Here is a 23355-nt window from a genome sequence, read left to right as displayed (position 1 = left end):
TCACGCGTTTGTCATCCTTGACGAAAGTCAACGGAACGCGCGCAAATTGGAAATTGACGGGCTATAATGAGCCATAAAACAAAGGGAAAACCTGAGTTTCAGGGACATGTTTTTCGGATGCTTGATTTCGGTTAAGTCCATCACTGGTCGGCCTTGCTAAACCTGTTCCAACAGCCATTGAGGCCGAGGAGAACAGGCATGTCGGCAGTGATCGCGCGCGTATTGGGCGAGGGGTTTCGCATCTTTTTCCTGTCCGCCGGACTTTTTGGTCTGTTCGCGGGAGGCGCGTGGGGTTTTTGGTTGATGACGCAGACCGGGTTGGTCGGATACGAAGACCCAACCTATTCCATGAGTCCCCCAATGTGGCACGCGCATGAGATGATCTTTAGCTATGCCACAGCAGCTCTGGGCGGGTTCTTTCTGACGGCTGTTCCCAACTGGACCGGGACCCCAGAGGCGCGCGCCAGGTTCATCATGCTGGCCGCAGGTCTCTGGTTGGCCGGGCGGGTAGCGATGTGGTTCTCCGGTGCGCTGCCGCCGGTTCTGGTCGCTGTGTTCGATCTGGTCTTTGTTCCAATTCTGGCGGCAAAGATTGCTACTCAGCTGATCCGACGCCCCAAACCGCAGAACATGGTATTCCTTTTGCTGCTCAGTGCGATCTGGATTGCCAACTTGTTAACCCATTTAGAGTGGATCGGTGTGACCAGCGATACGCTGGACATCGGATTGCGGGCGGGGTTGCTGACGCTCTGTAGCCTAATCGCGATACTTGGCGGGCGCATTACGCCAGCTTTCACCCGAAATGCGATGAAACGCGCGGGAGAGCCCGAATCCAACTGGCCTATTTCGGTAGGAGCGTTTGATAAAGCCGCCATGGGGCTTGCACTGTCACTGCCGCTGAGCGTGCTCGTCTTTGGAATCGCACCTGTATCAGGCGCTATCGCGCTAATGCTTGGCGTTGCTCAGATCCTGCGCATGGCACGTTGGCGCGCACGCTGGGCACTGCGGCAGCCGATCCTGATCGCGTTGCATCTGGGGCTGGGCATGCTGGCGCTGGGCCTGATCCTGTGGGGGCTGGCTGTGCTGGGGTTCGGCAGCGAGATCGGGGCGCTGCATGTTCTGGGCATTGGCTGCGTCGGCGGCATGACCCTTGCCGTGATGAGTCGGGCCGCCCTTGGCCATAGTGGCCGTGCCCTCGTGGCCCCGCCACCCATGGCGATCGCTTACGGTTTGATGGCGGCAGCCGCAGTTTTGCGCTGGGTCGGGTCGGCGTTTGACCAGGGATATCTGGTTGCGATGCTGGCCTCAGATGGGCTGTGGATCTGCGCCATCGTCTTGTATCTGGTTGCGATGTGGCCCGCGTTGACCGGGCCACGTCTAGCGGCCTGAGCAACGGTTCTTAGATTAAGAAAGTCGGAGCAACGCCCTGTCATTTTTAATATGCCGTTGCAGCAAAGTATGGATTTGTCTTCCGCGTTTTGGAATCTGGCGGGCTGCGATTGGTTGATGGTCTGGCAAAGCTAACTCTGGGAAGAGCGCAACAATTTCGGCCAGCGCCTCGGGCTGTATTCCTTTCAAGGCTTGCTTGCCTGTGAATAGGCTTTCTGACGGCGCGCCTTCCGCCAGCACGATCTCATGCCGGTCGAACAGAACATGGAAATACACAACGCCCTGAGCTGTCTCGTCGACGGTTATGCCGGGTATGCCGACCAGCTTATGGGCTGGGACCAGAACCTCTTCGCTGTCGAACATGCGATCGGCGATACTCGAACGGATCAACATGCGATGCTGCGGTGAGACCAACAGATCGCGTCGCGGCAGGTTGCTTCCCAGACTGCCCGCTGCGATTCGGATCGGGCGCAGCTTGGGATTGAGCGCAAATTCAGACCTATCCAGAGCGCGCGCGCCGATCCAGCGAATTGGTTGTGGTCCATGATCCAAGGTGACAACCTTGTCACCAGCGGAAAGCGTTTCTATCGCGACATCACCATCAGGTGTCGCAATAAGCGTTCCGGCTGAGAAACAAGGAACATCAACGATGGAATCGGGGTCAGTCGTGTCCGGTGCGTTGCTCGGTGTAACGTTGACGACGCTCATCGAATACGTCACCCCGGGATCTAGGGGCTCAGAGGTTATGTAGCCAGCGTTGGTTCCTTCAACCTCGACAAGGTACACAGTGATTGTCCCACCACTGGGATTCGTCAGAATGTAGGATTCTTCCAGATAGATGTCGCCGCTCAGAAACGTTGTCGAACCATCAAGGTTTGTTACTGTTCCGGTCTGTGTATCGTCGTCGCCATTTTCGTTGTTGAATCTGTCGCCGTTGAAAACATCCCCGGTATCGGGAACTGGCGGGCCAAACCCATTTCGAATGAAACCACCGGCCTCGTCCTCAACATTGAATACCCTTCGGTCCGTCGCGGGGTCATAGCTTGCGTCCAGGGTGATCGTATCAGGCCCAATTGTATTCACCGTAATAACGCCGGGTGCGTACCCGATGTATGAGTAGTTCGCCATTCTTTAACCACCACGCTTCAGGTGCCATCTACGCACCTCTATTCACCAATAAATCGAGAACGCTCGCTTCAACTGTTCGAACGTCCGGAAACATGCTGTTCTAAGTACTATTTTTCAAGGCAATCTGAGGGCATTTTAGTGATACTGGCGCAATTATGATCACTGGTGTCCAATTCCGCGCTTACTTTGGCATGCTTGACTTTCGTTAAGGCAGCCCTGCGACCCACCCGCCATTGTCATCAGACTAGCTAATCTGCGCAAAGGAGAGCGCAATGCGAGAAGTCATGACAAAGAGCATGGCTCGCAACATATTCTATGGCGGGTCACTGTTCTTCATCCTCATCTTCCTGGCCCTGTCGGCCCACTCGCACTGGTACATCGTCAACTCCGAGAATTCGGCGAAGCTTGATGACAGTGTGGTTCGGGGCAAACATGTCTGGGAAAAACATGCCTGCATCAACTGTCACACGATCCTGGGTGAGGGCGCCTACTACGCGCCGGAAGTCGGGAATGTGATGACCCGCTGGGGTGTGCTGGACGACCCGGAATCGGCCTTTGAAGCGCTCAAGGGCTGGATGGAGGCGCAGCCGACCGGCATTCCCGGTCGTCGGCAGATGCCCAATTTCAACCTCAGCGACGAAGAGATCCGCGATCTGACCAACTTCTTGATCTGGACGGACAACATCGATGCGCAGGGCTGGCCGCCCAACGAGGCAGGCTGAGAAAGGGAACGGAGCAATGAAATACGAATCCCAAAAAATCGCCTACGCCTACTTCGCAGTAGCGATGGCCCTGTTCGCGGTACAGGTAATCGGCGGCCTGCTGGCCGGTTTCATCTATGTATTCCCGAACTTCCTGAGTGAGCTTCTGCCGTTCAATATCGTACGGATGCTGCACACCAACTCTCTGATCGTCTGGCTGCTGCTGGGCTTCTTCGGTGCGGCCTACTTCCTGATCCCCGAAGAGACCGAGCGCGAGATCCATTCGACCAAGCTGGCCTATCTGCAGTTGATTATTCTTGTGGTTGGCACGCTGGGCGTGGTCGTGACCTATGTCTTCAACCTGTTCGAAGGCAACTGGCTGCTGGGCAAAGAGGGGCGCGAGTTCCTTGAACAACCCAAATGGGTCAAGGCGGGCATCGTCGTGGCCGCGCTGATGTTCCTTTACAACGTGTCACTGACCGTTCTGAAGGGCAAGAAGACTGCAATATCGAGCATCCTTGTTCTGGGCCTCTGGGGTCTGGCGCTGCTGTTCCTGTTTGCTTTCTACAACCCGGGCAACCTGTCGCTCGACAAGCAATACTGGTGGTATGTCGTCCACCTATGGGTCGAAGGCGTATGGGAGCTGATCATGGCCTCGATCCTGGCCTACCTGATGCTGAAGCTTACGGGCGTTGACCGTGAGGTGGTCGAGAAATGGCTCTATGTCATCGTCGCCGCCGCGCTGTTCTCGGGCATCCTTGGGACAGGTCACCACTACTATTGGATCGGTACACCCGGCTATTGGCAGTGGATCGGTTCGATCTTCTCAAGCCTCGAGGTGATCCCGTTCTTCGCGATGATGGCCTTTGCCTTCGTCATGGTCTGGAAGGGCCGTCGTGACCACCCTAACAAGGCTGCTCTGCTGTGGTCACTGGGCTGTGCAACGCTTGCCTTCTTCGGTGCCGGTGTCTGGGGCTTCCTGCACACGCTGCACGGGGTGAACTACTATACCCATGGCACGCAGATTACCGCAGCCCACGGTCACCTGGCTTTCTACGGTGCTTATGTCTGCCTCAACCTGGCGATCTTCAGCTATGCGATGCCGATCCTGAAGAACCGTGATCCCTACAATCAGGTTCTGAACATGGGCTCGTTCTGGCTTATGACCAGCGGCATGGTCTTCATGACCTTCGTCCTGACCTTCGGTGGTACCGTGCAGACTCACATGCAACGTGTGGTCGGTGACTACTTCATGGACGTGCAGGACCAGATCGCGATCTTCTACTGGATGCGTCTTGGCTCTGGTGTGGTCGTGGTCCTTGGTGCGCTGCTGTTCATCTACTCGATCTGGGTGCCCCGGAAAGAGGTGATTGAACCCGGTGCCTCTGAAACCCCGGCGGAGTAATGGATATGGATGGCTCCATGAAACTGAATGAGGGGGCGGCGAACGCCCCCTTCTACCTCGCCCAAAGCGATGAATGCGATGTGTTCACCGCCGCCTACAACAACGACCTGCCGGTTTTGCTGAAAGGTCCAACAGGTTGCGGTAAGACCCGCTTTGTGGCCCATATGGCCGCCAAGCTTGGCCGCCCGCTTTACACCGTGGCCTGCCACGATGACCTCGCCGCCGCCGACCTGATCGGTCGCTACCTTTTGAAGGGCGGCGAAACCGTCTGGGTTGATGGCCCTCTGACTCGTGCGGTGCGAGAAGGCGCGATCTGCTACCTTGATGAGGTGGTCGAAGCCCGCAAGGACGTCACCGTTGTGCTGCACCCGCTGACCGATGACCGGCGCATCCTGCCGATCGACCGCACCGGTGAAGAGCTTGAGGCCGCGCCCGGCTTCATGCTGGTGGCCTCGTACAACCCCGGATACCAGAATATCCTGAAAACCCTGAAACCCTCGACCAGGCAGCGGTTCATCTCGCTGGAATTCGACTTTCCTTCGCCCGAGATGGAGGCCGAAGTCGTCGCGCAAGAAAGCGGTCTGCCGCTTGAACGCTGTAAACCGCTGGTACGCCTTGCAGGTAAGTTGCGCGGGCTTAAGGGTCAGGACCTTGAGGAAGGCGTGTCCACCCGGCTGGTCGTTTATGCCGCGACGCTGATCGCACAGGGCATGTCCACCGACCGCGCCATCCTCGCCGCAATGATCGAACCTCTGACTGATGATGAGGATATCAAACGCGGGCTCCTCGATCTTGTCACGGCTGTCTTTGGGTGAGGCCGGCCGATGGTCAGGATCGATTTTGAGCCATGGGAACCCGAAGAAACGATCGGGAAACTGTGGCACACCCTTGCCAGTCGCCTTGATGCACCTGAAGTGCATGATGGAGCCGCGGTCGACCTCTCAGAGGTCGCAGGGCGGCTGGCAGTCCTCTTTCGAGGACTTGGGGGTAGTCCGGGCGTAGAATTGCGCCCGGTCTCGCCCGAGATTTCGCGCCACCGTCTGGGGTGGCGTCGTCGTCTGGCAACCGAGGCCGAGATGATGCCGCGTGCGTCGTTCGATGGCGAAGTTCTGCGTTTGCCGGATCGGCTGGCGGTGTTTCCCGCGCGTGAAGCCAACGGTGCGCTTTATGTCTGGCTGGCCGCCGCCGCTGCACATGCCGGAACTCGTATCGACGAAGACGACCCGTTGCGCGCCGATCTGCGTGCGCTGAACGCCGCGCAGCAGATGGTTGCCGCCACGCTGGACAATGCCCCCGGGCTGCGCCCTCTGTACACCGAACTGTGCAAAGGTCTGCTGTATCAGCGCGACATCCCGGCCCTGCCGTCTGTCGAGGCCGCTGTCGAGGAACTGGTCCGCCAAATGCTGGGCGATCCGACACCATTGTCGAGCCAGGCCAGGCAACTGCGATCGCTTGCGGATGACCTGACCGCCCCGCGCGGCTATCAGCATTTTCGCCCCGTCGCCCTGTGGCCCGATCTGCGCGCCGTGGGGTTCTCGGAACATAACGAGGTTGAAAACCCCGAAACCGAAGGCCCGCCCGAGGAAACGGGCGAGAAAACCCACCGCGCCCGCCGCCGCAAATCGGATCAGGCCAACCGCAGCGACAGTTTCATCCTGCACAAGTTCGAGGCGATCCTCAGCTGGGCCGAGTTTCTGAACATCAACCGGCGCATCGATGATGACGATCCCGACAACGCCAAGAAAGCTGCCGATGATCAGGACGAAATCGGGCTGGGCCAGATCTCAAAGGCGCCGCCGACGCGGCTGAAACTGCATCTGGATCTCGCACCCGAGGATGTGAACCGCGAACGCCTGTCGGGCCGGGTTCTCTATCCCGAATGGGATGTGCGCACCGGCCAGTACCTGCCGGATCACGTCAATGTGCTGACCTCGGATGCCGAGATTCGCGAAGACGCTGCTGAGTTTGGCAAAGACCCCGCCACCGCCCGCCGCATCCGCGCCGTCAAACGCCAGTTCGAGGCGCTGCGCCCGGGCCGTGTGATGACACGCGGCCATCTGGATGGCGATCAGCTGGATATCGAGGCCGCCGTCCGGGCGCAGGTCGACCGCTGCGCCAATGGCGAAGGCACCGAACGCATCTGGATGCAATCCCGCCCCGAGGCGCGCGATCTGGCAGTATCGATCCTGCTGGATGTCAGCCGCTCGACCGAAAGCGCGGTGACAGGCCGTGCCGTGATCGATATCGAACGCGAGGCGCTGGCGGCACTGGCCTGGGGTCTGAACGCCTGCGGCGACGATTTCGCCATCCAGGCCTTCAGCTCGCTGAAACGCCAGCGGGTTTACTTGCAGCGCTGCAAACGCTTCGATGAGCCGATGGGCGGCTTGGTCGAACAACGCATCGCCTCGCTGCGCCCCGGCCACTATACCCGCCTCGGTGCCGCGATCCGCCATTGCTCGGCCGATCTGGCCGGTCAGACGCGCAAACGCCGGTTGCTGTTGATCATCACTGACGGCAAACCCAACGACCTGGACCATTACGAGGGTCGCCACGGTATCGAAGACACCTGCATGGCCGTGCGCGAGGCGCGTAGGGCAGGGCAATCGGTCTTTGGCGTTACCATCGACAAAACCGGCAAAAGCTGGTTCCCGCGCATGTTCGGTCAAGGCGGCTTCGCCGTCATCCCCGACCCGCACCGGCTGATCATGGCCCTGCCTCAGATCTACCGCCAACTGGTTGGAGCATGAGCAACGCCTCTTTGATCGATGAGCTTCCGGGCGAGCTGCTGATGTGGGTTCTGATCATCTCGGAATTGCTGGTTTTCGGCGCGGGCCTGATTGCCTTTATGGGCGTGCGCCTGACCGACCCGACAGGATTTGCCGAGGCTCAATCGCACCTTTACCGGACAGGGGCGGCGCTCAACACGGTGGTGCTGGTCACCTCGGGCTATCTGGCGGCGCAGGCGCTGCAGTGGCGAAAAATCGCGCGCCGGGGCGTGGCTCGAATGGCCTTGGTCACTGCCGCCGTGCTGGGTGTCGTGTTCCTGATCATCAAAGGTGCGGAATACGCGGGCAAAGCTGCACAGGGGATCACCTATGAGACCCACCCATTTTTCCTGTTCTATTATCTGCTGACCGGGTTTCACGCCGCACATGTGTTGGCAGGGGTCGGTATCCTGCTGTTGGTCGCCTGGCGTGACGATCGACGCAACATTGAGGCAGGTGCGCAGTTCTGGCACATGGTCGATCTGGTCTGGATCATGCTTTTCCCCGTGATCTACCTGCTGGGATAATCCCGATGCCTGCAGCACCATCTTTTCCCAAATACTGGCGAAGAGCGCTCCATAATTCGCTCACACGTGCATGGCTGACCCTTTTGGTGCTCAGCGTCGCATCAGCACTGCTGACTGTGCTGCCCATCCCGCCAGCCGTTCTGGCGGGGTGTATTCTGGTCCTCGCACTGGCGAAATGTCGCGTTATCCTGGCTTGTTATCTTGATCTCGTAAACAGCCCGGCCTGGCTGCGAGGTTTCACCATGGTGCTGACGGGCTTTGCCATCATTGTCTTCGCCCTCTACCTGATCTGACTCAAAAAACGCCGCCTCCGGGGAGACGGCGAAGTATTACGCTAGGGGGCGCTTCTTGGTTACTGGGCTGCCATCGGCATGCGCGCAATCTGACAGCGTTGCCAGAGGGTGGACAGCGCGCCAACCAGATGCTCGATATCCTCATCCGTATGTACCGGAGACGGCGTGATCCGCAGACGCTCGGTCCCTTTTGGTACGGTGGGATAATTGATCGGCTGAATGTAGATGCCGAACTCTTCCAGCAGCGTGTCCGAGATAAACTTGCACTTCACCGGATCGCCAACCATCACCGGGATGATGTGGCTGGGGTTAGGAATATGAGGAATACCTTCCGCATCCAAACGGGCCCGAACCTTCGCTACACGGGCTTTCTGCAGGTCGCGTTCAGCATTCGATTGTTTCAAATGCCGGATCGAGGCCGCGGCCCCGGCGGCAATCGACGGCGGCAGGGCGGTGGTAAAAATAAACCCGCTGGCGAAGCTGCGCACGAAATCGCACAGCGCAGCCGAGGCAGCAATATACCCGCCCACCACACCGAACGCTTTACCAAGCGTGCCTTCGATCACCGTCAGGCGATCCATAAGGCCTTCTCGTTCAGCGATACCACCGCCGCGTGGCCCATAGAGGCCAACGGCATGAACCTCATCCAGATAGGTCATCGCGCCGTATTTGTCGGCGAGATCGCAAATCTCTTTGATGGGGGCGATGTCACCATCCATCGAATAGACCGACTCGAACGCGATCATCTTCGGCGCATCGGGCTCAGCTGCGGCCAGTTTGGCTTCAAGGTCATCCAAATCGTTGTGTTTCCAGATCACCTTCTGCGCCCGCGAGTGGCGGATGCCTTCGATCATCGAGGCATGGTTCAGTGCATCAGAGAATACGATCAGGCCGGGGATTTTCGCGGCGAGAGTGCCAAGGGCTGCCCAATTCGAAACATACCCGGAAGTAAACAGAAGCGCGGCTTCCTTTCCATGCAGATCGGCCAGTTCGGCCTCAAGCAGCACGTGGTCGTGAGTGGTGCCTGATATGTTTCGCGTGCCCCCGGCCCCCGCGCCGCAGCGATCCAATGCGTCATGCATTGCATCGATAACAGATGGGTGCTGACCCATGCCGAGATAGTCATTGGAACACCAGATCCGCACATTTCGCTGGACAGATCCATCCGTCTGACGCGCGTTCGGGAAAGAACCACAGCGACGTTGCAAGTCTATGAAAACACGATAGTTCCCTTCATCCCGAAGGTCACTGAGGCTTTGACTGAAATAACGCTCGTAGTCCATGTTACGTGCTCCCCGGAATACTGGCTTTGAGCCGAGAATAGGGCAGCGAACCAAGCCGCAACATGACAATAGTCAAGTTTAGACAACATAAAACTATGGTGCACAACTGCCGGCTCTGGCATAGCGTGGAACAGGGATGGACCGACCGCGCCCATGCGCCGGCAGGAAATAACAGGGGTATTCTCTTGTCTCACGAAGCACAAAAAACGATCGCACGTCAGTCGCTGCTGCTGCGCAGTTTACCGGAACAGCATGTGGAAACACTGCTGAGCCACGCGATCTGGCGTCAGTATGACCGTGGTGAGACGATATTCCTGCAGGAGGAAAAAGCGCAGGCCATCCACGTCGTGCTTGAGGGTTGGGTCAAGCTGTTCCGCATGACCCCCACCGGGGCCGAAGCCGTCGTGAGCGTCTTCAAACGTGGTGACAGTTTTGGCGAGGCCGTGGCGCTGCGTAACGTGCCTTACCCCGTTTCAGCTGAGGCCGTATCGGCCTGCGAAGTGATGCACATCCCCAGCCCGATCCTTATCTCGTTGATGAAGGAAAATCCGGAGATCGGGATTTCAATTCTGGCCGCGACCTTTACGCATCTGCACTCGCTGGTGGCGCAGCTGGAACAGCTCAAGGCGCAGACCGGTGCGCAGCGGGTCGCCGAGTTTTTGCTGAACCTCTGTGACACTGATGCGGGTGAGTGCGAAGTATCGCTGCCTTATGACAAGATGCTGATCGCGGGTCGTCTAGGGATGAAGCCCGAAAGCCTGAGCCGGGCGTTTTCGCGGCTCAAGGCGGTCGGGGTAAAGATAAACCGCAACCACGCCGAGATTTCGGATATCGGCAAATTGCGGGATTATGCCGAAAGCGATCCGGCGGAAAACTGGGGGCGGTAACCCGGCACTGCCGCCGGGTTGACCTGTTCAGACCGTCGCGCCCTTGCGGCGAATGGCGGTGCCAAGGCTACCGGCACAGACACCGACGATGATGGCGATGACCAGCGCCATGGTCCCGACATGGGAAAACTGCCACCCTGCAAAAAGCAGCGGTGCGATCAGACCAACCAGACCGCCCAAAAGGGCTCCCAGCCATAATTGGCGTGTCATCATGCCCAGTGCCAGACCAAGAATGCCGGGCAGGCCCAATACGTTACCGCCGATGGTTCCAAGTAACTCTAACATCTCTGTCCCCACCTTAATCCGAGCTTTTGTTCAGGAACGCGCGGATGTCGTCCCCTGAAGCGGCTGCGTGTTCCTGCAGAACCTCGCCGTCTATCTCTTTCGCAATCTTTTCATACGTTTCCAGATAGTTGGGTGGGAGGCTGTGCGCGATACCCTGATGGCAGTCGATACAGGTCATGCCGTTATCGATCGCGCGCTGGTGTTCATTGGCGGCCCGGGTTTCCTGAATCGTGAAGTCCATATAGTCGAAGTTGTGACAGTTACGGCATTCCCGGCTGTCGGATGCTTTCATCTTCTTCCAAACGGCCGTCGCCATAGCGAGACGATGATCCTCATACTTCTCGGGCGTGCTGATCGTGCCTGCCAGTTCGTGGTAGACATCCTTCACGGCCATGATCTTGGCTTTGATCTTATGGTTCCACTCGTCCGGGACGTGGCAATCCGAACAGATCGCCCGCACGCCCGAATGGTTGTTGTAGTGGATCGTTTCCCGGTATTCGCCGAGATTGACCTCCATCGTGTGACAGGAGGTGCAGAACTCTTCTGTATTCGTCAGTTCCAGCGTCCAGTGGAACCCACCCCAGAACAGGATGCCTGCCAGAAATCCGGCAAGCAGGGTGAAGCCAACGCTGAGGACGGCGATCGGGCTCCAGAACCAGGTCCAGAGGCGCCGGATGAGTCCTTGTTTTTCTTGGGAGTCGGACATGTCGCGCTCTCCTTTTCGACCTGTGTTCAGTTTCCGGAGGAAGGTTCAAAAGTGTTATCGACCAGAGGCAGCGCATCGGCCTGTGGTACGTGGCACTGATTGCAGAAATACCGTGTGCCGGCGATCTGATCCAACTCTCGCCCTTCGCGGTCCAGATAGTGAGTCATCGACAACGTCGGAGCGTTGCGTTCACCAGCCTTGGTCCAGTCATGGCAGGAGAGGCACTGATTGGTGCGCAGGTCGATCTGGTACTGTTCGATCGAATGTGGGATCAGCGGCGGCTGCTGGCGATAATTACGCTGCATACGGCCTTCGACTGTCCGATGCACCTGATCCAGGACGGCGGGTTCATCGACTTCGGCACCGCGTAGGCTGTTAACTCCGGCAGACTGCGCGAGGGCCAGGCCACCGAGGAGCAGCGGCGGGATCAGGGCAAGGCCCACTAGGATCGGCTTTTTCATCTTCTCACTCCTTCAAAAAGGTCTTGAGGCGCGCGGCTGGGGCGCGGCGGTTGATTCCGGTGGCGCGACGGTCAGGGCGTCGAACCGATGGGTGAATTTGAAAACGTCTTCAGCGCAGACATCGATGCAGCGACCGCAATTGGTACAGTCGGGCGACAGGATCAGCGGGGTGTCTTTGCCTTTCAGCGCCGAAGAGATCACATGGTTTTCCGGGCAAACCGCGTAGCAGTCCATGCAATCGTCACAGGCGTTGCGATTGGCGGCGCTGACCCGCAGCATCGCCTTGCTGCCCACCAGTCCGTAGAATGCGCCCACGGGGCAGACATGGCCGCACCATCCATGGCGCGAGACAAGCAAGTCAAACAGGAAGATCGCGGCGACCATCGTCCAGACGAAGCCCATGCCAAAGATCAGTCCGCGATGCAGCATGGTGATCGGGTTGACCAGTTCCCATGCAATTGCGCCGGTCAGGCCGGACACGACCAGCACGGTGGCCATGATCCACAGCCGCGTTCCGCGTTTGGGCTGCCAGCCTTTTTGCAGGCCCAGCTTGCGGTGCAGCCAGTGCGCGCCGTCGGTTACAGGGTTGATCGGGCAGACCCACGAGCAATAGACGCGGCCTCCGACCAACGCGTAGGTCGCCAGAACGATGACGGCACCTATGGCGGCAGTCAGCTCGGGCCAGTGCCCTGCGATCAGACTTTGCAGAAAGACAAACGGATCGGTCAGGGGCAGTACGCCTAGGGTCAGCGACCCGGCCAGAGTGCCCTGCACGATCCAGAGGCCGAACCACGGGCCCAACAGGAACAGTACCAGGAAGAACACTTGGCTGGCGCGGCGCAGCAGCAGGTATTTATGGGCACTCAGCCAACCTTTGGCGGCGATAGCTTCATGCCCCAGCGGCATGTTTGTGCGGACGGTCATTGAGTGACCTCCGGCAATTTGAAGCTGGGCTCAAACCCGCCCGGTGCGACAAGGTTATCGGTGCCCGGTCCCGGCAGGCGATCAGGCAAATCGATGATACCTTCGACGACGGGCGCGCCTTTGGCTTCTTTCTCTTCCCAGCCCTTGCGGTAGTGATCGGCGCTGCTGCCCCGAGCCAATCGGGCGGGCAGCACCTTGATCGCCGCTTCGGGCAGAACGCAGCTTTTCTCGCAAACGCCGCAGCCGGTGCAATGATCGGCGTGAACGGTTGGAATGAAGATTGCATGACTGCCCGAGCGGGCGTTGTGTTCGGTCTCCAGCGTAATGGCCTCGTCGATGACAGGGCAGACGCGGTAACAGACATCGCAGCGCAGGCCGAACAAGTTCAGGCAGTTTTCCTGATCGACCAGAACGGCGACACCCATCTTGGCGTCGTCGATATTGTCCAGGCCGGGGTCCAGCGCCCCGGTCGGGCAGGCAGCGACACAGGGGATGTCGTCACACATTTCGCAAGGGATATCACGGGCGGTGAAATACGGCGTGCCGGTGGCCACCGCATCGACACCCAGCTCGGCCAGTTTCAGCGTGTCATAGGGACACTCTCGCACGCACAGACCACAGCGGATGCAGGCTGACAGAAAGTCTTTTTCCGGCAAGGCACCGGGGGGGCGCAACGCCTCGGCCGGCAACGCCCGTGCGTCCCGCGCCAGCCAGGCCAGCAAGGACCCGGCTGCTACGCAACCACCCGCTGCGCGCGCCGAGTCCTGCAGGAACCGGCGCCGCTGCGGCGAAAGGGGTGTGCCAACACGAGACATGGGGACGACCTTTGCCTTGCCAGCCTTTTACGCGCGCTCGACCTTACAGGCGCATTTCTTGAAGTCGGTCTCTTTCGAGAGCGGGCAGGTCGCGTCCAAAGTCAGCTTGTTTGTCAACTGGCCTTCGTCGAACCATGGCATGAACACCAGGCCACGCGGCACTTTGTTCCGGCCTCGGGTTTCGACCCGGCTGTTAACTTCGCCGCGGCGGGTGGAAAGAACGATCTCCTGCCCGCGGCGCAGACCGCGGTCGCGCGCATCGTCCGGGTGCATGTAGACAACGGCGGCGGGATAGGAGCGGTGCAGTTCGGGCACGCGGCGGGTCATCGAACCTGAATGCCAATGTTCCAGCACACGCCCTGTGCAGAGCCACAGGTTGAATTCCTCATCCGGTACCTCGGGGGCGGGTTCGTATGGCGCGAAGATGATCTTTGCCTTGCCGTCCTTATGGCCATAGAATTTCACGTCTTCGCCTTCAGGCACATACGGATCATAGCCTTCTCGGAAGCGGTACAGTGTTTCCTTGCCATCCACGACTGGCCAGCGCAGGCCACGCGCCTGGTGGTAGGTTTCGAATGGGGCCAGATCGTGCGCGTGGCCGCGCCCAAACTCGGCATATTCCTCGAACAGGCCCTTTTGCACGTAGTAGCCAAAGTGCTCGGACTCGTCGTTGTCGAATCCTTCTGCGGTCTCTGACAGCGGGAACTTGTCGATCGTGCCATTGGCGAACAGCACGTCATACATGGTCTTACCACGATGTTCTGGCATGGTGGCCAGCAGTTCCTCACCCCAAACCTCTTCAACGGTGAAGCGTTTGGAGAACTCCATCAACTGCCACAGATCGGATTTCGCTTCGCCCGGAGCTTTGACCTGTTGCCGCCAGAATTGGGTGCGACGCTCGGCGTTGCCATAGGCGCCTTCCTTCTCGACCCACATGGCGGTAGGCAGGATCAGGTCAGCCGACAGGGCTGTTACAGTAGGATAAGGATCGGAGACGGCAATGAAGTTCTCCGGGTTGCGATAGCCGGGATAGCCTTCTTCGTTGATATTGGGCGCGGCCTGCATGTTGTTGGTGCACTGCACCCAATAGGCATTCAGATCGCCGTCCTTCAGCTTGCGGTGCTGCAAAACGGCGTGGAACCCGGGTTTGGGTGGGATGGTGCCCGCAGGAATTTTCCACGCGGTCTCGCAAATCTCGCGGTGTTTGTCGTTTGCAACAACCATATCAGCTGGCAGACGGTGAGCGAAGGTTCCGACCTCACGTGCCGTACCACAGGCCGAAGGTTGACCGGTGAGCGAGAAGGGCGAGTTTCCGGGTTCGGAAATCTTACCCACCAGCAGGTGCACATTGTACATCAGCGAGTTCACCCACGATCCGCGAGTGTGCTGGTTGAAGCCCATGGTCCACAGACTCATCACTTTGCGGTTGGGGTCGGCATATTGCTGGGCCAGACGCTCAAGCTGAGCGGCAGGAACACCGGAGAGTTCCGATGTGTATTCCAGCGTGTATTCCGATACCGCTTCGGCATATTCTTCGAAGCTGATCGGCTCCATCTTGCCAGAGTTTGGATTCTCTGCCTCTTCCTGCAGCGGGTTGTTATCGCGCAGTCCATAGCCAATATCGGTGGCGGTCTTGGTGATGTTGACGTGTTTGTTGACGAACTCTTCGTTCACCGCGCCGTTCTGGATAATGTAGTTGGCGATATAGTTCAGGATCGCCAGATCGGTCTGCGGCGCAAAGACCATTCCATTGTCGGCCAACTCGAACGAGCGGTGTTCATAGGTCGACAGTACATGCACTTCGGATCCCGGTTTGGTCAGACGTGTGTCGGTCAGGCGTGACCACAGAATCGGGTGCATCTCGGCCATGTTCGAGCCCCAGAGCACGAATGTGTCTGCGTGCTCGAAATCGTCATAGCAGCCCATTGGTTCATCAATGCCGAAGGTGCGCATGAAGCCGACAACCGCCGAGGCCATACAGTGGCGCGCGTTCGGGTCGATGTTGTTGGACCGGAAACCAGCCTTCATCAGTTTGGCAGCGGCGTAGCCTTCCCAAACGGTCCACTGGCCCGAACCGAACATGCCGACACTGGTCGGGCCTTTCTTGGCAAGGGCCTCTTTCCACTTGGCAGCCATGACGTCGAAGGCTTCGTCCCAGCTGACGGGTTCGAACTCACCATTCTTGTCATATTCGCCGTTGGTTTTGCGCAGCATCGGCGTGGTCAGGCGGTCTTTGCCGTACATAATCTTGGACAGGAAATAGCCCTTGATACAGTTCAGACCGCGGTTCACCGGCGCATCCGGGTCGCCTTGCGTGGCGACCACGCGCCCGTCTTTGGTGCCAACCAGAACCGAGCATCCGGTGCCGCAGAACCGGCAGGCGGCTTTGTCCCAACGGATATCAGGGTTGCCGACCTGAGCGCTGGCTTGTCCGGTCGCAAGGGGAAGTCCTGCGGCTGATGCTGTCGCAGCGGCGGCGGTTGATTTCAAAAAGGTCCGGCGGGATTCAGAGATGGTCATGACATGGGTCTCCGGCTTTAGATCTGGCGAGAAGCGTTAAGGTGCGGACGGGTCTCCGCGAGGTCTTCGAAATGGTGGTAGGTCAGGGTCAGAGAGATCACACCCGGGATCTGATGCAGATCCATGATCGTCTCAGACGCCATTTTTTCCGGCGTATCCTCGACCACAACAACAATGCGGCCATCCTCGGATGCCGCGTGAACTTCTGCCCCGTTTGTACCTGCAATCGCGGCCTGTGCACTCTGCGTGGTTTCGGGTGTTACATGGACGAGGCATCCACAGATATTCATAAGGCTACCTCCTGAGCGGGCGGGGTGTGGCGTTCGAAGCTGACAGAACCGGCAGGACAGGCGCTGGCACAAGCGCCACAGCCGGTACAAATATCGGTGTCGAGTTGGGGTTCAGCACGACCACCGGTTTGCAGCCGAAAGCGGATCGCGTTTTGGTCGCACACATCCTGACAAACCCGACAGCTGACACCATTCATCGACAGGCAAGAGGCCGACACCGCAGCGCGCCAAGGCCAATCAGCCACGTGTTCAGGATTCAGCGCCCCGGTCGGGCAAGCGTTGGCGCAATCACCGCAAAAAGTGCAGGGGCCTGCGTCCAATTGCACAACAGGCCAGCCTTGCGCGTCGAAACGGATGATATCTTCAGGGCAGGCCTCGCGGCATTCGTCGCATTGGGTGCAAAGCTCAAGAAACTCGTTCACCGCACCCGGTGGGTGGATGGCTGATGTATCCTCGCGCAGCACTTTCCCTTTCAGGAATGCGCGTCGGCTGGCTAGCTTGTTCATTCGCTCGCGACCTTTGAGTGATCGACAGGGGTTGGCCTGCCTGACTCGGGTGTTAGCGTAGCACAGCGTGTAAGGAATTGACCTAGATCATTTTTGAACTGCTTATTTTTTCAGCATCCAGGGGCGGCAACACCCGAATATCAGGCGCGTTTCTCACCGATTGTAGCAACGCCAAGAACCGAGAGAACCTTTGCCTCGATCTGTTCTGCGTTCATTCCTGCGACGGCGTACATATCCGCCGGGCTCGCCTGATCGATGAAGATATCCGGCAGCACCATCGAGCGATACTTCAACCCTTCGTCAAACATGCCCTCATCCGCAAGCAATTGCGCAACATGGCTGCCAAAGCCGCCGATGGCCCCTTCCTCGATGGTGATCAGTGCCTCGTGATTGGCAGCCAGATCAAGGATCAGTTCCCGATCCAGCGGTTTGGCAAAGCGTGCATCGGCGATGGTGGGCTTGATCCCGCGCGCCGATAGCGCCTCTGCTGCTTTCTGCACCTCGGCCAGCCGCGTACCGAAAGTCAGCAGCGCCACCCGGGCGCCTTTCTGGATCAACCGGCCCTTGCCGATCTCCAATACTTCTCCGCGCTCGGGCAGATCAACGCCCGCTCCTTCGCCGCGAGGATACCGGAAAGCGATCGGGCCATCGTCATGTGCCACCGCAGTGGCGACCATGTGCATCAATTCGGCCTCATCTGCAGCCGCCATGACAACCATACCCGGAAGGTTGGCCATGTAAGCAATATCAAACGACCCCGCATGGGTCGCACCGTCTGCCCCAACCAGACCCGCACGGTCGATGGCAAATCGCACCGGTAGGCGTTGGATCGCCACATCATGTACAACCTGATCATAGCCACGCTGCAGGAAGGTCGAATACATCGCACAGAATGGTTTCATGCCCCCGGCGGCCAGCGCAGCCGAGAAGGTCACGCCATGCTGTTCGGCAATCGCAACGTCGAAACAGCGCGACGGATAGCGCTCGGCAAACAGGTTCAGCCCGGTACCGTCCGGCATCGCGGCTGTAACCGCGACGATCTTGTCATCCCGCGCTGCTTCATCGACCAGTGTCTTGCCAAAGACCGAGGTATAGGAAGGCGCGTTCGAAGGCGCCTTTTTCTGCTCGCCCGTCACCACATCGAACTTGGCGGTCGCGTGACCCTTGTCGCGGGCCTGTTCGGCGGGGGCATACCCCTTGCCTTTCTTGGTCAACACATGGATCAGGATCGGTCCGCTTGCCTTCGCCTTGACCGCACGCAGAACCGGCAGCAACTGGTCCAGATCATGCCCGTCGATCGGGCCAAGATAGGAAAAGCCGAGCTCTTCAAATAGCGTCCCGCCCATGGCCATGCCCTTCAGCATATCCTTGGCGCGCTTTGCCCCTTCGCGGAAGGGTTCCGGCAGCAACGACACCGCACCTTTGGCAGCAGCTTTCAGATCGTGAAACGGTTCTTCGGCATAGATGCGCGATAGATAGTTCGATAGGGCACCCACCGGCGGTGCAATGCTCATCTCATTGTCATTGAGAATTACGATCAAGCGTTTCTTCAGGTGGCCTGCGTTGTTCATCGCCTCAAAGGCCATGCCGGCGGACATAGAGCCATCGCCGATCACAGCGATCGCATCGCCCAGCCCTTCAGGCGTAACGCCGCCCAGATCACGCGCGACAGCAAAGCCTAACGCGGCACTGATCGAGGTACTGGAGTGTGCAGCGCCGAAAGGATCATAGGCGCTTTCACTGCGCTTGGTGAATCCGCTCAGGCCGTCTTTTGTGCGAAGGGTGCGAATTCGGTCCCGGCGTTCTGTCAGAATCTTGTGCGGATAACACTGGTGACCTACGTCCCAGATGATCTTGTCTCGTGGCGTGTCGAATACCGCGTGCAGCGCCGTGGTCAGCTCGACGACACCCAGACCCGCGCCCAGATGCCCTCCGGTCACCGAAACTGCTGAAATCGTCTCGGCCCGCAACTCATGTGCGACCTGATGCAACTGCGCATCTGAAAACTGCTTCAGATCCGCTGGGCGGCTCACAAGGTCCAACAAGGGCGTATTCGGGCGGTCAGACATTTGGCGTTCCTGGCTTAGCTGTCCCGGGCAATAACGAAGCGGGCAGCCTGCTTCAAGGTTTCTGCAGCGGGGCCATGTTCGTCCAGCGCAGCACAAGCCTGATCCACAAGCTCAATTGCACGGGATCTGGCGGCGTCCAGACCAAGTAGCGAGACAAAGGTCGCTTTGCCCGCCTCGGCGTCTTTCTGCAGCCGCTTTCCGGCCTTTTCGGCATCTCCTTCGACATCCAAAATGTCATCCGCGATCTGAAAGGCAAGCCCAAGCGCCTGGGCATATTGGCGCAAGGGGGTGGGATCGGCCTGCGCCAATCGCGCACCCGCACAGGCGGACCATTCGATCAACGCACCGGTCTTGCCCGCTTGCAGATGTGTAATCTCATCCAGTGTCAGCGGCTCCGCCGCCGTCTCAGCGGCGATATCCAGCGCCTGACCCAGAACCATACCCTGTGCGCCGCTCGCTTTTGCCAGTGTTAGAGCCAGTTCAGCGCGTATTTCAGCATTTCCGACCTCTGGCCGCGTGCAAAGCTCAAACGCAAGTGTCTGCAGCGCATCCCCGGCCAGAACGGCGGTGCCCTCATCCCATTTCACGTGCACCGTTGGGCGTCCACGCCTCAGGTCGTCATCATCCATGCAAGGCAGGTCGTCATGGACCAGAGAGTATGCATGCAGCGCTTCGATACCCGTCGCTGGCCAGATTGCCCGAGCTGTATCGACGCCAAGCAACCGCGCGCTTTCCAATACCATAAACCCTCGCAGACGCTTGCCGCCCTCGGTGGCATAGGCCATGGCCCGTGTCACATCCAGATCATCCAGCGCGCTCAGAACCAAATCGAAATGGCTCTGAATCAGCGCGGCATCCTGTGCCAGCTTTTCACGAAACATTTACTGACCTTCGACAGGCGTCGTCCCGGTTGGCTGACCACCTGCGTCCAGAGTGATCGCGGCCACTTTTTCCTCAGCACGCTTCAGCTCATCCTCGCAGCGCTTCTTCAATGCGGCGCCACGTTCGTACAGCGCAATCGATTGATCCAGCGCCACATCACCACGTTCCAACTGGCCAACCACGGCCTCAAGCTCTTTCATCGCTTGTTCGAACGTCATCTGTTCAACTGGGGTATCGGTCATCGTGCTGCCTTTATCAGTTCTTCCACATGGGCGCGTGTCGCCTCGGCCAATGCGTTCAGATCATAACCGCCTTCCAGAGTCGAGACGATACGGCCATCACACACGTCATCGGCAATCTTGCACAGCTCCGCCGTGATCCAGGCGAAATCGCCCGTGGACCAATTGAGATTGGCCAACGGATCATCCTGATGCGCATCAAACCCAGCGGAAATAATGATCAGTTCCGGCCTAAACGCCCGCAGACGCGGAAAGGCTTGCGCCTCATAGGCTCCCCGCATCTCGGCCCCACCCGTGCCCGGAGCCAGTGGTATGTTCAAAACGGTTTCATAAGCACCGGTCTCATCCGGGCGGCCCGAGCCGGGCCATAAGGGCATCTGCTGGCTGGTGATCACCAAAGCGCGTTTCTCATCCCAAAGCAGGTTTTGCGTGCCATTGCCATGATGCACGTCGAAATCCACCACTGCCACGCGGTTCAACCCGTGATGATCCAACGCGTGCTTTGCAGCCAGCGCGGCATTCCCAAACAGGCAGAACCCCATGGCCGTCTCGGTCTCGGCATGATGCCCCGGAGGCCGAATAGCGCAAAACGCGTTCGGCGCTTCGCCGGTCAGTACCAAATCAACGGCCCGCACCACCGCGCCCGCCGCACGATAGGCCGCATCAACAGATCCCGGAGACATGAACGTATCCCCATCAATCTGCTTGAACCCATCCGGGGGCCTATGGTCGAGAATATCGCTGATATGGTTCTGCGGATGCACCCTTAGCAGATCATCATCCGCCGCCAACGGCGCCGTCACACGCTGAACATCCAGCCCCTCAAGCGCATGCAGGATATGCTCCAACCGCGCAACCCGTTCCGGATGTCCCTCAGGTGTCACATGGTGCAAACAATCTGCATGGGTCAATAGGGCGGTTTTCATCAGGATCCCATCTTCATCTGGCTAAAAATACCTTCGCCGAAGGCTTAAGATCGCCGCGCAGCGGCAAAATCAATCCGGTGCCAACATATACCCTGCACCCCGTACGGTCTGCAGATACCGGGGTTGCTTCGGATCTTGCTCAAGCTTCCGACGCAAGCGGGTGATCTGTACGTCCACAGCGCGCTCCTGTGCCTGACCTTTGTCACGCCCCAGATCTTCGACCAGCTTGGCCCGGCTGATCGGTTCGCCGGGTTGAGCCGAGAATATTTTCATCAACTGGCTTTCGGTCGCGGTTAGGCGCACCGGGTCTTCGCCCTGCCACATCTCACCGCGTTCGATATCATAGCGAATGGGCCCAAGATGTAGAATCTTCGCCGCCGTGTCCTGTGCAGGTGTCTCTGGCATCCGACGCAGAATGGCGTTGATCCTCAGCAGCAACTCTTTCGGCTCGAATGGCTTGGCCAGATAGTCATCCGCGCCCGCCTCAAGCCCGGCAATCCGATGCTCGGTCTCGCCCTTGGCCGTCAAAAGCAGGATCGGGGTGGAATGGGTGTCGCGCAGGGATCGGGTCAGGCTAACGCCGTCTTCGCCGGGCATCATCACATCCAGTACAATCAAGTCGAAATCGAGCCCCGACAAAACCCGCCGTGCGTGCGCTGCATCCCGCGCCGCGGTTACAAGAAAACCGCTGCGCATCAGGAATTTCTTGAGCAAATCACGAATACGCTCGTCATCGTCGACGATCAGAAGATGGGCGTCCATTTCGCTCATGAAGTCGTATCCCGCAGTTTCGTATATGCACGACGCATATCAGCATCCATCATCGCTTCAAGCACTTTGCGAAACCCGGCCACCGCTTCGGGGCCCGCATCTTTGAAGGCCGCACGCATCCGGGCGCGCTGGGCGTCAGATAGTTTGGCCTCGAGTGCCTTTCCCTTATCCGTCAAAAATAGGTGGCGTTCGCGTTTGTCCACTGTTCCGACCCGGCTTTCGACCAACCCATCTTCAATCAGGCTGCGCAGGACGCGATTCAGCGATTGCTTCGTGACACCCAATATGGCCAGCAGATTGTTCACCGTCGTTCCCGGCGCTCGGTTGATAAAGTGGATGGCCCGGTGATGCGCCCGGCCATAGGCCAATTCAGTCAGGATGCGATCAGGATCAGCGGTAAAACCTCGATAGGCAAAAAACATGGCCTCGATGCCCTGCCTCAGTTGTTCATCTGTCAGAAACAACAGGCTTTCTCCGCCAAAGACCGGGGCGGGACGGATGTCGGTCATGTTGGGCCTCATTCGCAATATAATCTGACTTTATGTCAGCCTTATTGACATTCCAAGAGCGCACAGGTATCGAATCGCAGTTTTTGCGCAACATTGTGTCCGATACGGACCTAAACGGCGCAACATTCGGAAATATCGACCGGTTCAGGAGGTTTCGCATGGCTGGATATGACGATCGCGACGGTGTCATCTGGATGGATGGCGAATTGGTGCCCTGGCGTGAGGCCAATGTGCACATCCTGTCCCACGCGATGCATTATGCGTCTTCGGTGTTCGAGGGTGAGCGCGCTTACAACGGCAAGATCTTCAAAAGCCGCGAGCATTCCGAACGCCTGATCGCGTCGGCAGAGGCGCTGGATATGCCGATGCCATACTCGGTCGATGAGATCGAGGCCGCCAAGGAAGAAGCGCTCAAAACCAGTGGTCTTCAAGATGCGTATGTACGTGCGCTGGTCTGGCGTGGCTCGGGCGAGGATATGGGTGTGGCGTCCGCCAAGAATCCGGTTCGGATGGCCATCGCTGTTTGGCCTTGGGGTGCCTATTACGGTGACGCTAAGATGCAAGGCGCCAAGTTGGACATCGCCGAGTGGAAACGACCCAGTCCGGAAACCATTCCAGTCCATGCCAAGGCAGCAGGTCTTTACATGATCTGCACCATTTCCAAACACAAAGCTGAGGCCAAAGGCTGCTCGGACGCTTTGTTCATGGATTATAATGGCAATGTCGCCGAGGCGACGGGGGCAAATGTCTTCTTCGTTAAGGATGGCGAAGTGCACACCCCGCTGGCCGATTGCTTCCTCAACGGCATCACTCGTCAGACGGTGATCCAGATGCTGAAAGACAAGGGCATCACTGTTCATGAACGTCGGATCCGTCCCGAGGAGATGGCCGATTTCGAGCAATGCTGGCTGACTGGCACTGCAGCCGAGGTTACACCTGTCGGGCAGATCGGCGATTATACCTTCGAGGTTGGCGATCTGACCCGCGAAATCGCCGAAGATTACGAGAAATTGGTCCGCGCGTAAGTTAACACCGTATTGAACCCCCGCTCAGGCGGGGGTTTTGATTGCAGAT

25 protein-coding genes are annotated in these 23355 nt (G+C 58.6%); 9 read left to right on the top strand and 16 right to left on the bottom strand.

All coding sequences use genetic code 11. From position 1 onward, the window contains the following. The first annotated feature begins 198 nt into the window (after positions 1-198). Positions 199-1389 carry an NnrS family protein gene (locus tag ACR0L9_RS17565; protein WP_480896289.1) on the top strand — a complete coding sequence of 397 codons (1191 nt, stop codon included), beginning with the start codon at positions 199-201 and terminating at the stop codon, positions 1387-1389. A gap of 15 nt (positions 1390-1404) precedes the next feature. On the opposite strand, the gene ACR0L9_RS17560 is transcribed toward ACR0L9_RS17565, so the two are convergent. Next, on the bottom strand, positions 1405-2517 hold the full coding sequence (locus ACR0L9_RS17560) for a Hint domain-containing protein (RefSeq protein ID WP_480790611.1): 1113 nt from the start codon (positions 2515-2517) through the stop codon (positions 1405-1407). Between the two features lie 272 nt (positions 2518-2789). Here ACR0L9_RS17560 and ACR0L9_RS17555 point away from each other — a divergent pair, with 272 nt between their 5' ends. The 6 genes from ACR0L9_RS17555 to ACR0L9_RS17530 are packed head-to-tail and all read left to right on the top strand — an operon-like array spanning position 2790 to position 8208. Beyond that, a complete protein-coding gene (locus ACR0L9_RS17555) occupies positions 2790-3239 on the top strand; it encodes a c-type cytochrome (protein ID WP_170398152.1) in 450 nt (149 codons plus the stop codon). Positions 3240-3255: 16 nt separating this feature from the next. After that, the gene (locus ACR0L9_RS17550; RefSeq protein WP_170398155.1) at positions 3256-4623 is read left to right on the top strand and encodes a cbb3-type cytochrome c oxidase subunit I; all 1368 of its coding nucleotides are present in this window, start codon (positions 3256-3258) and stop codon (positions 4621-4623) included. A gap of 5 nt (positions 4624-4628) precedes the next feature. Further along, positions 4629-5438 (top strand): CbbQ/NirQ/NorQ/GpvN family protein, encoded by an 810-nt coding sequence (locus ACR0L9_RS17545; protein ID WP_170398158.1) that lies wholly within the window; start codon positions 4629-4631, stop codon positions 5436-5438. A gap of 9 nt (positions 5439-5447) precedes the next feature. Beyond that, a complete protein-coding gene (locus ACR0L9_RS17540) occupies positions 5448-7370 on the top strand; it encodes a nitric oxide reductase activation protein NorD (protein WP_480896288.1) in 1923 nt (640 codons plus the stop codon). Beyond that, positions 7367-7915 (top strand): cytochrome c oxidase subunit 3, encoded by a 549-nt coding sequence (locus tag ACR0L9_RS17535; protein WP_170613128.1) that lies wholly within the window; start codon positions 7367-7369, stop codon positions 7913-7915. Before ACR0L9_RS17540 ends, ACR0L9_RS17535 begins: the two co-directional genes overlap by 4 nt. A 5-nt stretch (positions 7916-7920) precedes the next feature. Next, positions 7921-8208: a cytochrome C oxidase subunit IV family protein gene (locus tag ACR0L9_RS17530; RefSeq protein WP_480439537.1), complete on the top strand. Its 288-nt coding sequence runs from the start codon at positions 7921-7923 to the stop codon at positions 8206-8208. Between the two features lie 59 nt (positions 8209-8267). Here ACR0L9_RS17530 and hemA read toward each other — a convergent pair whose 3' ends face one another. Continuing rightward, entirely contained in the window at positions 8268-9491 is a 1224-nt protein-coding gene (gene hemA / locus ACR0L9_RS17525; protein ID WP_480896287.1) for a 5-aminolevulinate synthase, read from the bottom strand. A 185-nt stretch (positions 9492-9676) separates the two neighbouring features. Here hemA and ACR0L9_RS17520 point away from each other — a divergent pair, with 185 nt between their 5' ends. Continuing rightward, complete coding sequence (locus tag ACR0L9_RS17520; protein ID WP_480896286.1) at positions 9677-10378, top strand: Crp/Fnr family transcriptional regulator; 702 nt, start codon at positions 9677-9679, stop codon at positions 10376-10378. Between the two features lie 27 nt (positions 10379-10405). Here the strand turns inward: ACR0L9_RS17520 and ACR0L9_RS17515 are convergent, their stop codons facing one another. The 14 genes from ACR0L9_RS17515 to ACR0L9_RS17450 all read right to left on the bottom strand — a co-directional run bounded on the left by ACR0L9_RS17515 (position 10406) and on the right by ACR0L9_RS17450 (position 22281). After that, positions 10406-10663 carry a hypothetical protein gene (locus tag ACR0L9_RS17515; protein WP_170566660.1) on the bottom strand — a complete coding sequence of 86 codons (258 nt, stop codon included), beginning with the start codon at positions 10661-10663 and terminating at the stop codon, positions 10406-10408. Positions 10664-10676: 13 nt separating this feature from the next. Further along, positions 10677-11369: a NapC/NirT family cytochrome c gene (locus ACR0L9_RS17510; protein ID WP_170471354.1), complete on the bottom strand. Its 693-nt coding sequence runs from the start codon at positions 11367-11369 to the stop codon at positions 10677-10679. Positions 11370-11395: 26 nt separating this feature from the next. Continuing rightward, positions 11396-11830, bottom strand: a complete 435-nt coding sequence (locus tag ACR0L9_RS17505) for a nitrate reductase cytochrome c-type subunit (protein WP_170398181.1) — start codon at positions 11828-11830, stop codon at positions 11396-11398. A 12-nt stretch (positions 11831-11842) separates the two neighbouring features. Beyond that, positions 11843-12754 carry a quinol dehydrogenase ferredoxin subunit NapH gene (gene napH / locus ACR0L9_RS17500; protein ID WP_480896285.1) on the bottom strand — a complete coding sequence of 304 codons (912 nt, stop codon included), beginning with the start codon at positions 12752-12754 and terminating at the stop codon, positions 11843-11845. After that, positions 12751-13569: a ferredoxin-type protein NapG gene (napG, locus tag ACR0L9_RS17495; protein ID WP_170664133.1), complete on the bottom strand. Its 819-nt coding sequence runs from the start codon at positions 13567-13569 to the stop codon at positions 12751-12753. Before napG ends, napH begins: the two co-directional genes overlap by 4 nt. A 27-nt stretch (positions 13570-13596) precedes the next feature. Further along, positions 13597-16089 carry a nitrate reductase catalytic subunit NapA gene (napA, locus tag ACR0L9_RS17490; RefSeq protein WP_170625402.1) on the bottom strand — a complete coding sequence of 831 codons (2493 nt, stop codon included), beginning with the start codon at positions 16087-16089 and terminating at the stop codon, positions 13597-13599. 17 nt (positions 16090-16106) lie between these two features. Beyond that, positions 16107-16379 (bottom strand): chaperone NapD, encoded by a 273-nt coding sequence (locus tag ACR0L9_RS17485; protein WP_170425561.1) that lies wholly within the window; start codon positions 16377-16379, stop codon positions 16107-16109. After that, positions 16376-16885, bottom strand: a complete 510-nt coding sequence (napF, locus tag ACR0L9_RS17480; RefSeq protein WP_480896284.1) for a ferredoxin-type protein NapF — start codon at positions 16883-16885, stop codon at positions 16376-16378. Before napF ends, ACR0L9_RS17485 begins: the two co-directional genes overlap by 4 nt. Positions 16886-17025: 140 nt before the next feature. After that, the gene (gene dxs / locus ACR0L9_RS17475) at positions 17026-18954 is read right to left on the bottom strand and encodes a 1-deoxy-D-xylulose-5-phosphate synthase (RefSeq protein ID WP_480896283.1); all 1929 of its coding nucleotides are present in this window, start codon (positions 18952-18954) and stop codon (positions 17026-17028) included. Positions 18955-18968: 14 nt separating this feature from the next. Then, positions 18969-19835 carry a polyprenyl synthetase family protein gene (locus ACR0L9_RS17470; protein WP_170625405.1) on the bottom strand — a complete coding sequence of 289 codons (867 nt, stop codon included), beginning with the start codon at positions 19833-19835 and terminating at the stop codon, positions 18969-18971. After that, positions 19836-20078 (bottom strand): exodeoxyribonuclease VII small subunit, encoded by a 243-nt coding sequence (locus tag ACR0L9_RS17465; protein ID WP_170613140.1) that lies wholly within the window; start codon positions 20076-20078, stop codon positions 19836-19838. After that, on the bottom strand, positions 20075-21001 hold the full coding sequence (locus ACR0L9_RS17460; RefSeq protein ID WP_480896282.1) for a histone deacetylase family protein: 927 nt from the start codon (positions 20999-21001) through the stop codon (positions 20075-20077). The genes ACR0L9_RS17465 and ACR0L9_RS17460 overlap by 4 nt, the downstream gene beginning before the upstream one ends. A gap of 69 nt (positions 21002-21070) precedes the next feature. After that, the gene (locus ACR0L9_RS17455; protein WP_170513633.1) at positions 21071-21772 is read right to left on the bottom strand and encodes a response regulator; all 702 of its coding nucleotides are present in this window, start codon (positions 21770-21772) and stop codon (positions 21071-21073) included. Continuing rightward, the gene (locus ACR0L9_RS17450; RefSeq protein WP_480896281.1) at positions 21769-22281 is read right to left on the bottom strand and encodes a MarR family winged helix-turn-helix transcriptional regulator; all 513 of its coding nucleotides are present in this window, start codon (positions 22279-22281) and stop codon (positions 21769-21771) included. The genes ACR0L9_RS17455 and ACR0L9_RS17450 overlap by 4 nt, the downstream gene beginning before the upstream one ends. 158 nt (positions 22282-22439) lie before the next feature. Between ACR0L9_RS17450 and ACR0L9_RS17445 the strand changes: the two genes are divergently transcribed. Further along, the gene (locus ACR0L9_RS17445; RefSeq protein WP_170819098.1) at positions 22440-23306 is read left to right on the top strand and encodes a branched-chain amino acid aminotransferase; all 867 of its coding nucleotides are present in this window, start codon (positions 22440-22442) and stop codon (positions 23304-23306) included. The last annotated feature ends 49 nt before the right edge of the window (positions 23307-23355 follow it).

This window comes from Ruegeria sp. I3 (genome assembly GCF_056532525.1).
This window is presented reverse-complemented; position numbering and strand designations above follow the sequence as displayed.

Bases quoted from the DNA above. Each gene is read 5' to 3' on its own strand.
- hemA (WP_480896287.1), bottom strand. From the start codon at position 9,491: ATGGACTACGAGCGTTATTTCAGTCAAAGCCTCAGTGACCTTCGGGAT.
- ACR0L9_RS17560 (WP_480790611.1), bottom strand. From the start codon at position 2,517: ATGGCGAACTACTCATACATCGGGTACGCACCCGGCGTTATTACGGTG.
- ACR0L9_RS17540 (WP_480896288.1), top strand. From the start codon at position 5,448: ATGGTCAGGATCGATTTTGAGCCATGGGAACCCGAAGAAACGATCGGG.
- ACR0L9_RS17545 (WP_170398158.1), top strand. From the start codon at position 4,629: ATGGATGGCTCCATGAAACTGAATGAGGGGGCGGCGAACGCCCCCTTC.
- ACR0L9_RS17530 (WP_480439537.1), top strand. From the start codon at position 7,921: ATGCCTGCAGCACCATCTTTTCCCAAATACTGGCGAAGAGCGCTCCAT.
- napF (WP_480896284.1), bottom strand. From the start codon at position 16,885: ATGAACAAGCTAGCCAGCCGACGCGCATTCCTGAAAGGGAAAGTGCTG.
- ACR0L9_RS17470 (WP_170625405.1), bottom strand. From the start codon at position 19,835: ATGTTTCGTGAAAAGCTGGCACAGGATGCCGCGCTGATTCAGAGCCAT.
- ACR0L9_RS17445 (WP_170819098.1), top strand. From the start codon at position 22,440: ATGGCTGGATATGACGATCGCGACGGTGTCATCTGGATGGATGGCGAA.
- napA (WP_170625402.1), bottom strand. From the start codon at position 16,089: ATGACCATCTCTGAATCCCGCCGGACCTTTTTGAAATCAACCGCCGCC.
- napG (WP_170664133.1), bottom strand. From the start codon at position 13,569: ATGTCTCGTGTTGGCACACCCCTTTCGCCGCAGCGGCGCCGGTTCCTG.
- ACR0L9_RS17550 (WP_170398155.1), top strand. From the start codon at position 3,256: ATGAAATACGAATCCCAAAAAATCGCCTACGCCTACTTCGCAGTAGCG.
- ACR0L9_RS17485 (WP_170425561.1), bottom strand. From the start codon at position 16,379: ATGAATATCTGTGGATGCCTCGTCCATGTAACACCCGAAACCACGCAG.
- napH (WP_480896285.1), bottom strand. From the start codon at position 12,754: ATGACCGTCCGCACAAACATGCCGCTGGGGCATGAAGCTATCGCCGCC.
- dxs (WP_480896283.1), bottom strand. From the start codon at position 18,954: ATGTCTGACCGCCCGAATACGCCCTTGTTGGACCTTGTGAGCCGCCCA.
- ACR0L9_RS17505 (WP_170398181.1), bottom strand. From the start codon at position 11,830: ATGAAAAAGCCGATCCTAGTGGGCCTTGCCCTGATCCCGCCGCTGCTC.
- ACR0L9_RS17460 (WP_480896282.1), bottom strand. From the start codon at position 21,001: ATGAAAACCGCCCTATTGACCCATGCAGATTGTTTGCACCATGTGACA.
- ACR0L9_RS17455 (WP_170513633.1), bottom strand. From the start codon at position 21,772: ATGAGCGAAATGGACGCCCATCTTCTGATCGTCGACGATGACGAGCGT.
- ACR0L9_RS17465 (WP_170613140.1), bottom strand. From the start codon at position 20,078: ATGACCGATACCCCAGTTGAACAGATGACGTTCGAACAAGCGATGAAA.
- ACR0L9_RS17555 (WP_170398152.1), top strand. From the start codon at position 2,790: ATGCGAGAAGTCATGACAAAGAGCATGGCTCGCAACATATTCTATGGC.
- ACR0L9_RS17450 (WP_480896281.1), bottom strand. From the start codon at position 22,281: ATGACCGACATCCGTCCCGCCCCGGTCTTTGGCGGAGAAAGCCTGTTG.
- ACR0L9_RS17535 (WP_170613128.1), top strand. From the start codon at position 7,367: ATGAGCAACGCCTCTTTGATCGATGAGCTTCCGGGCGAGCTGCTGATG.
- ACR0L9_RS17515 (WP_170566660.1), bottom strand. From the start codon at position 10,663: ATGTTAGAGTTACTTGGAACCATCGGCGGTAACGTATTGGGCCTGCCC.
- ACR0L9_RS17565 (WP_480896289.1), top strand. From the start codon at position 199: ATGTCGGCAGTGATCGCGCGCGTATTGGGCGAGGGGTTTCGCATCTTT.
- ACR0L9_RS17510 (WP_170471354.1), bottom strand. From the start codon at position 11,369: ATGTCCGACTCCCAAGAAAAACAAGGACTCATCCGGCGCCTCTGGACC.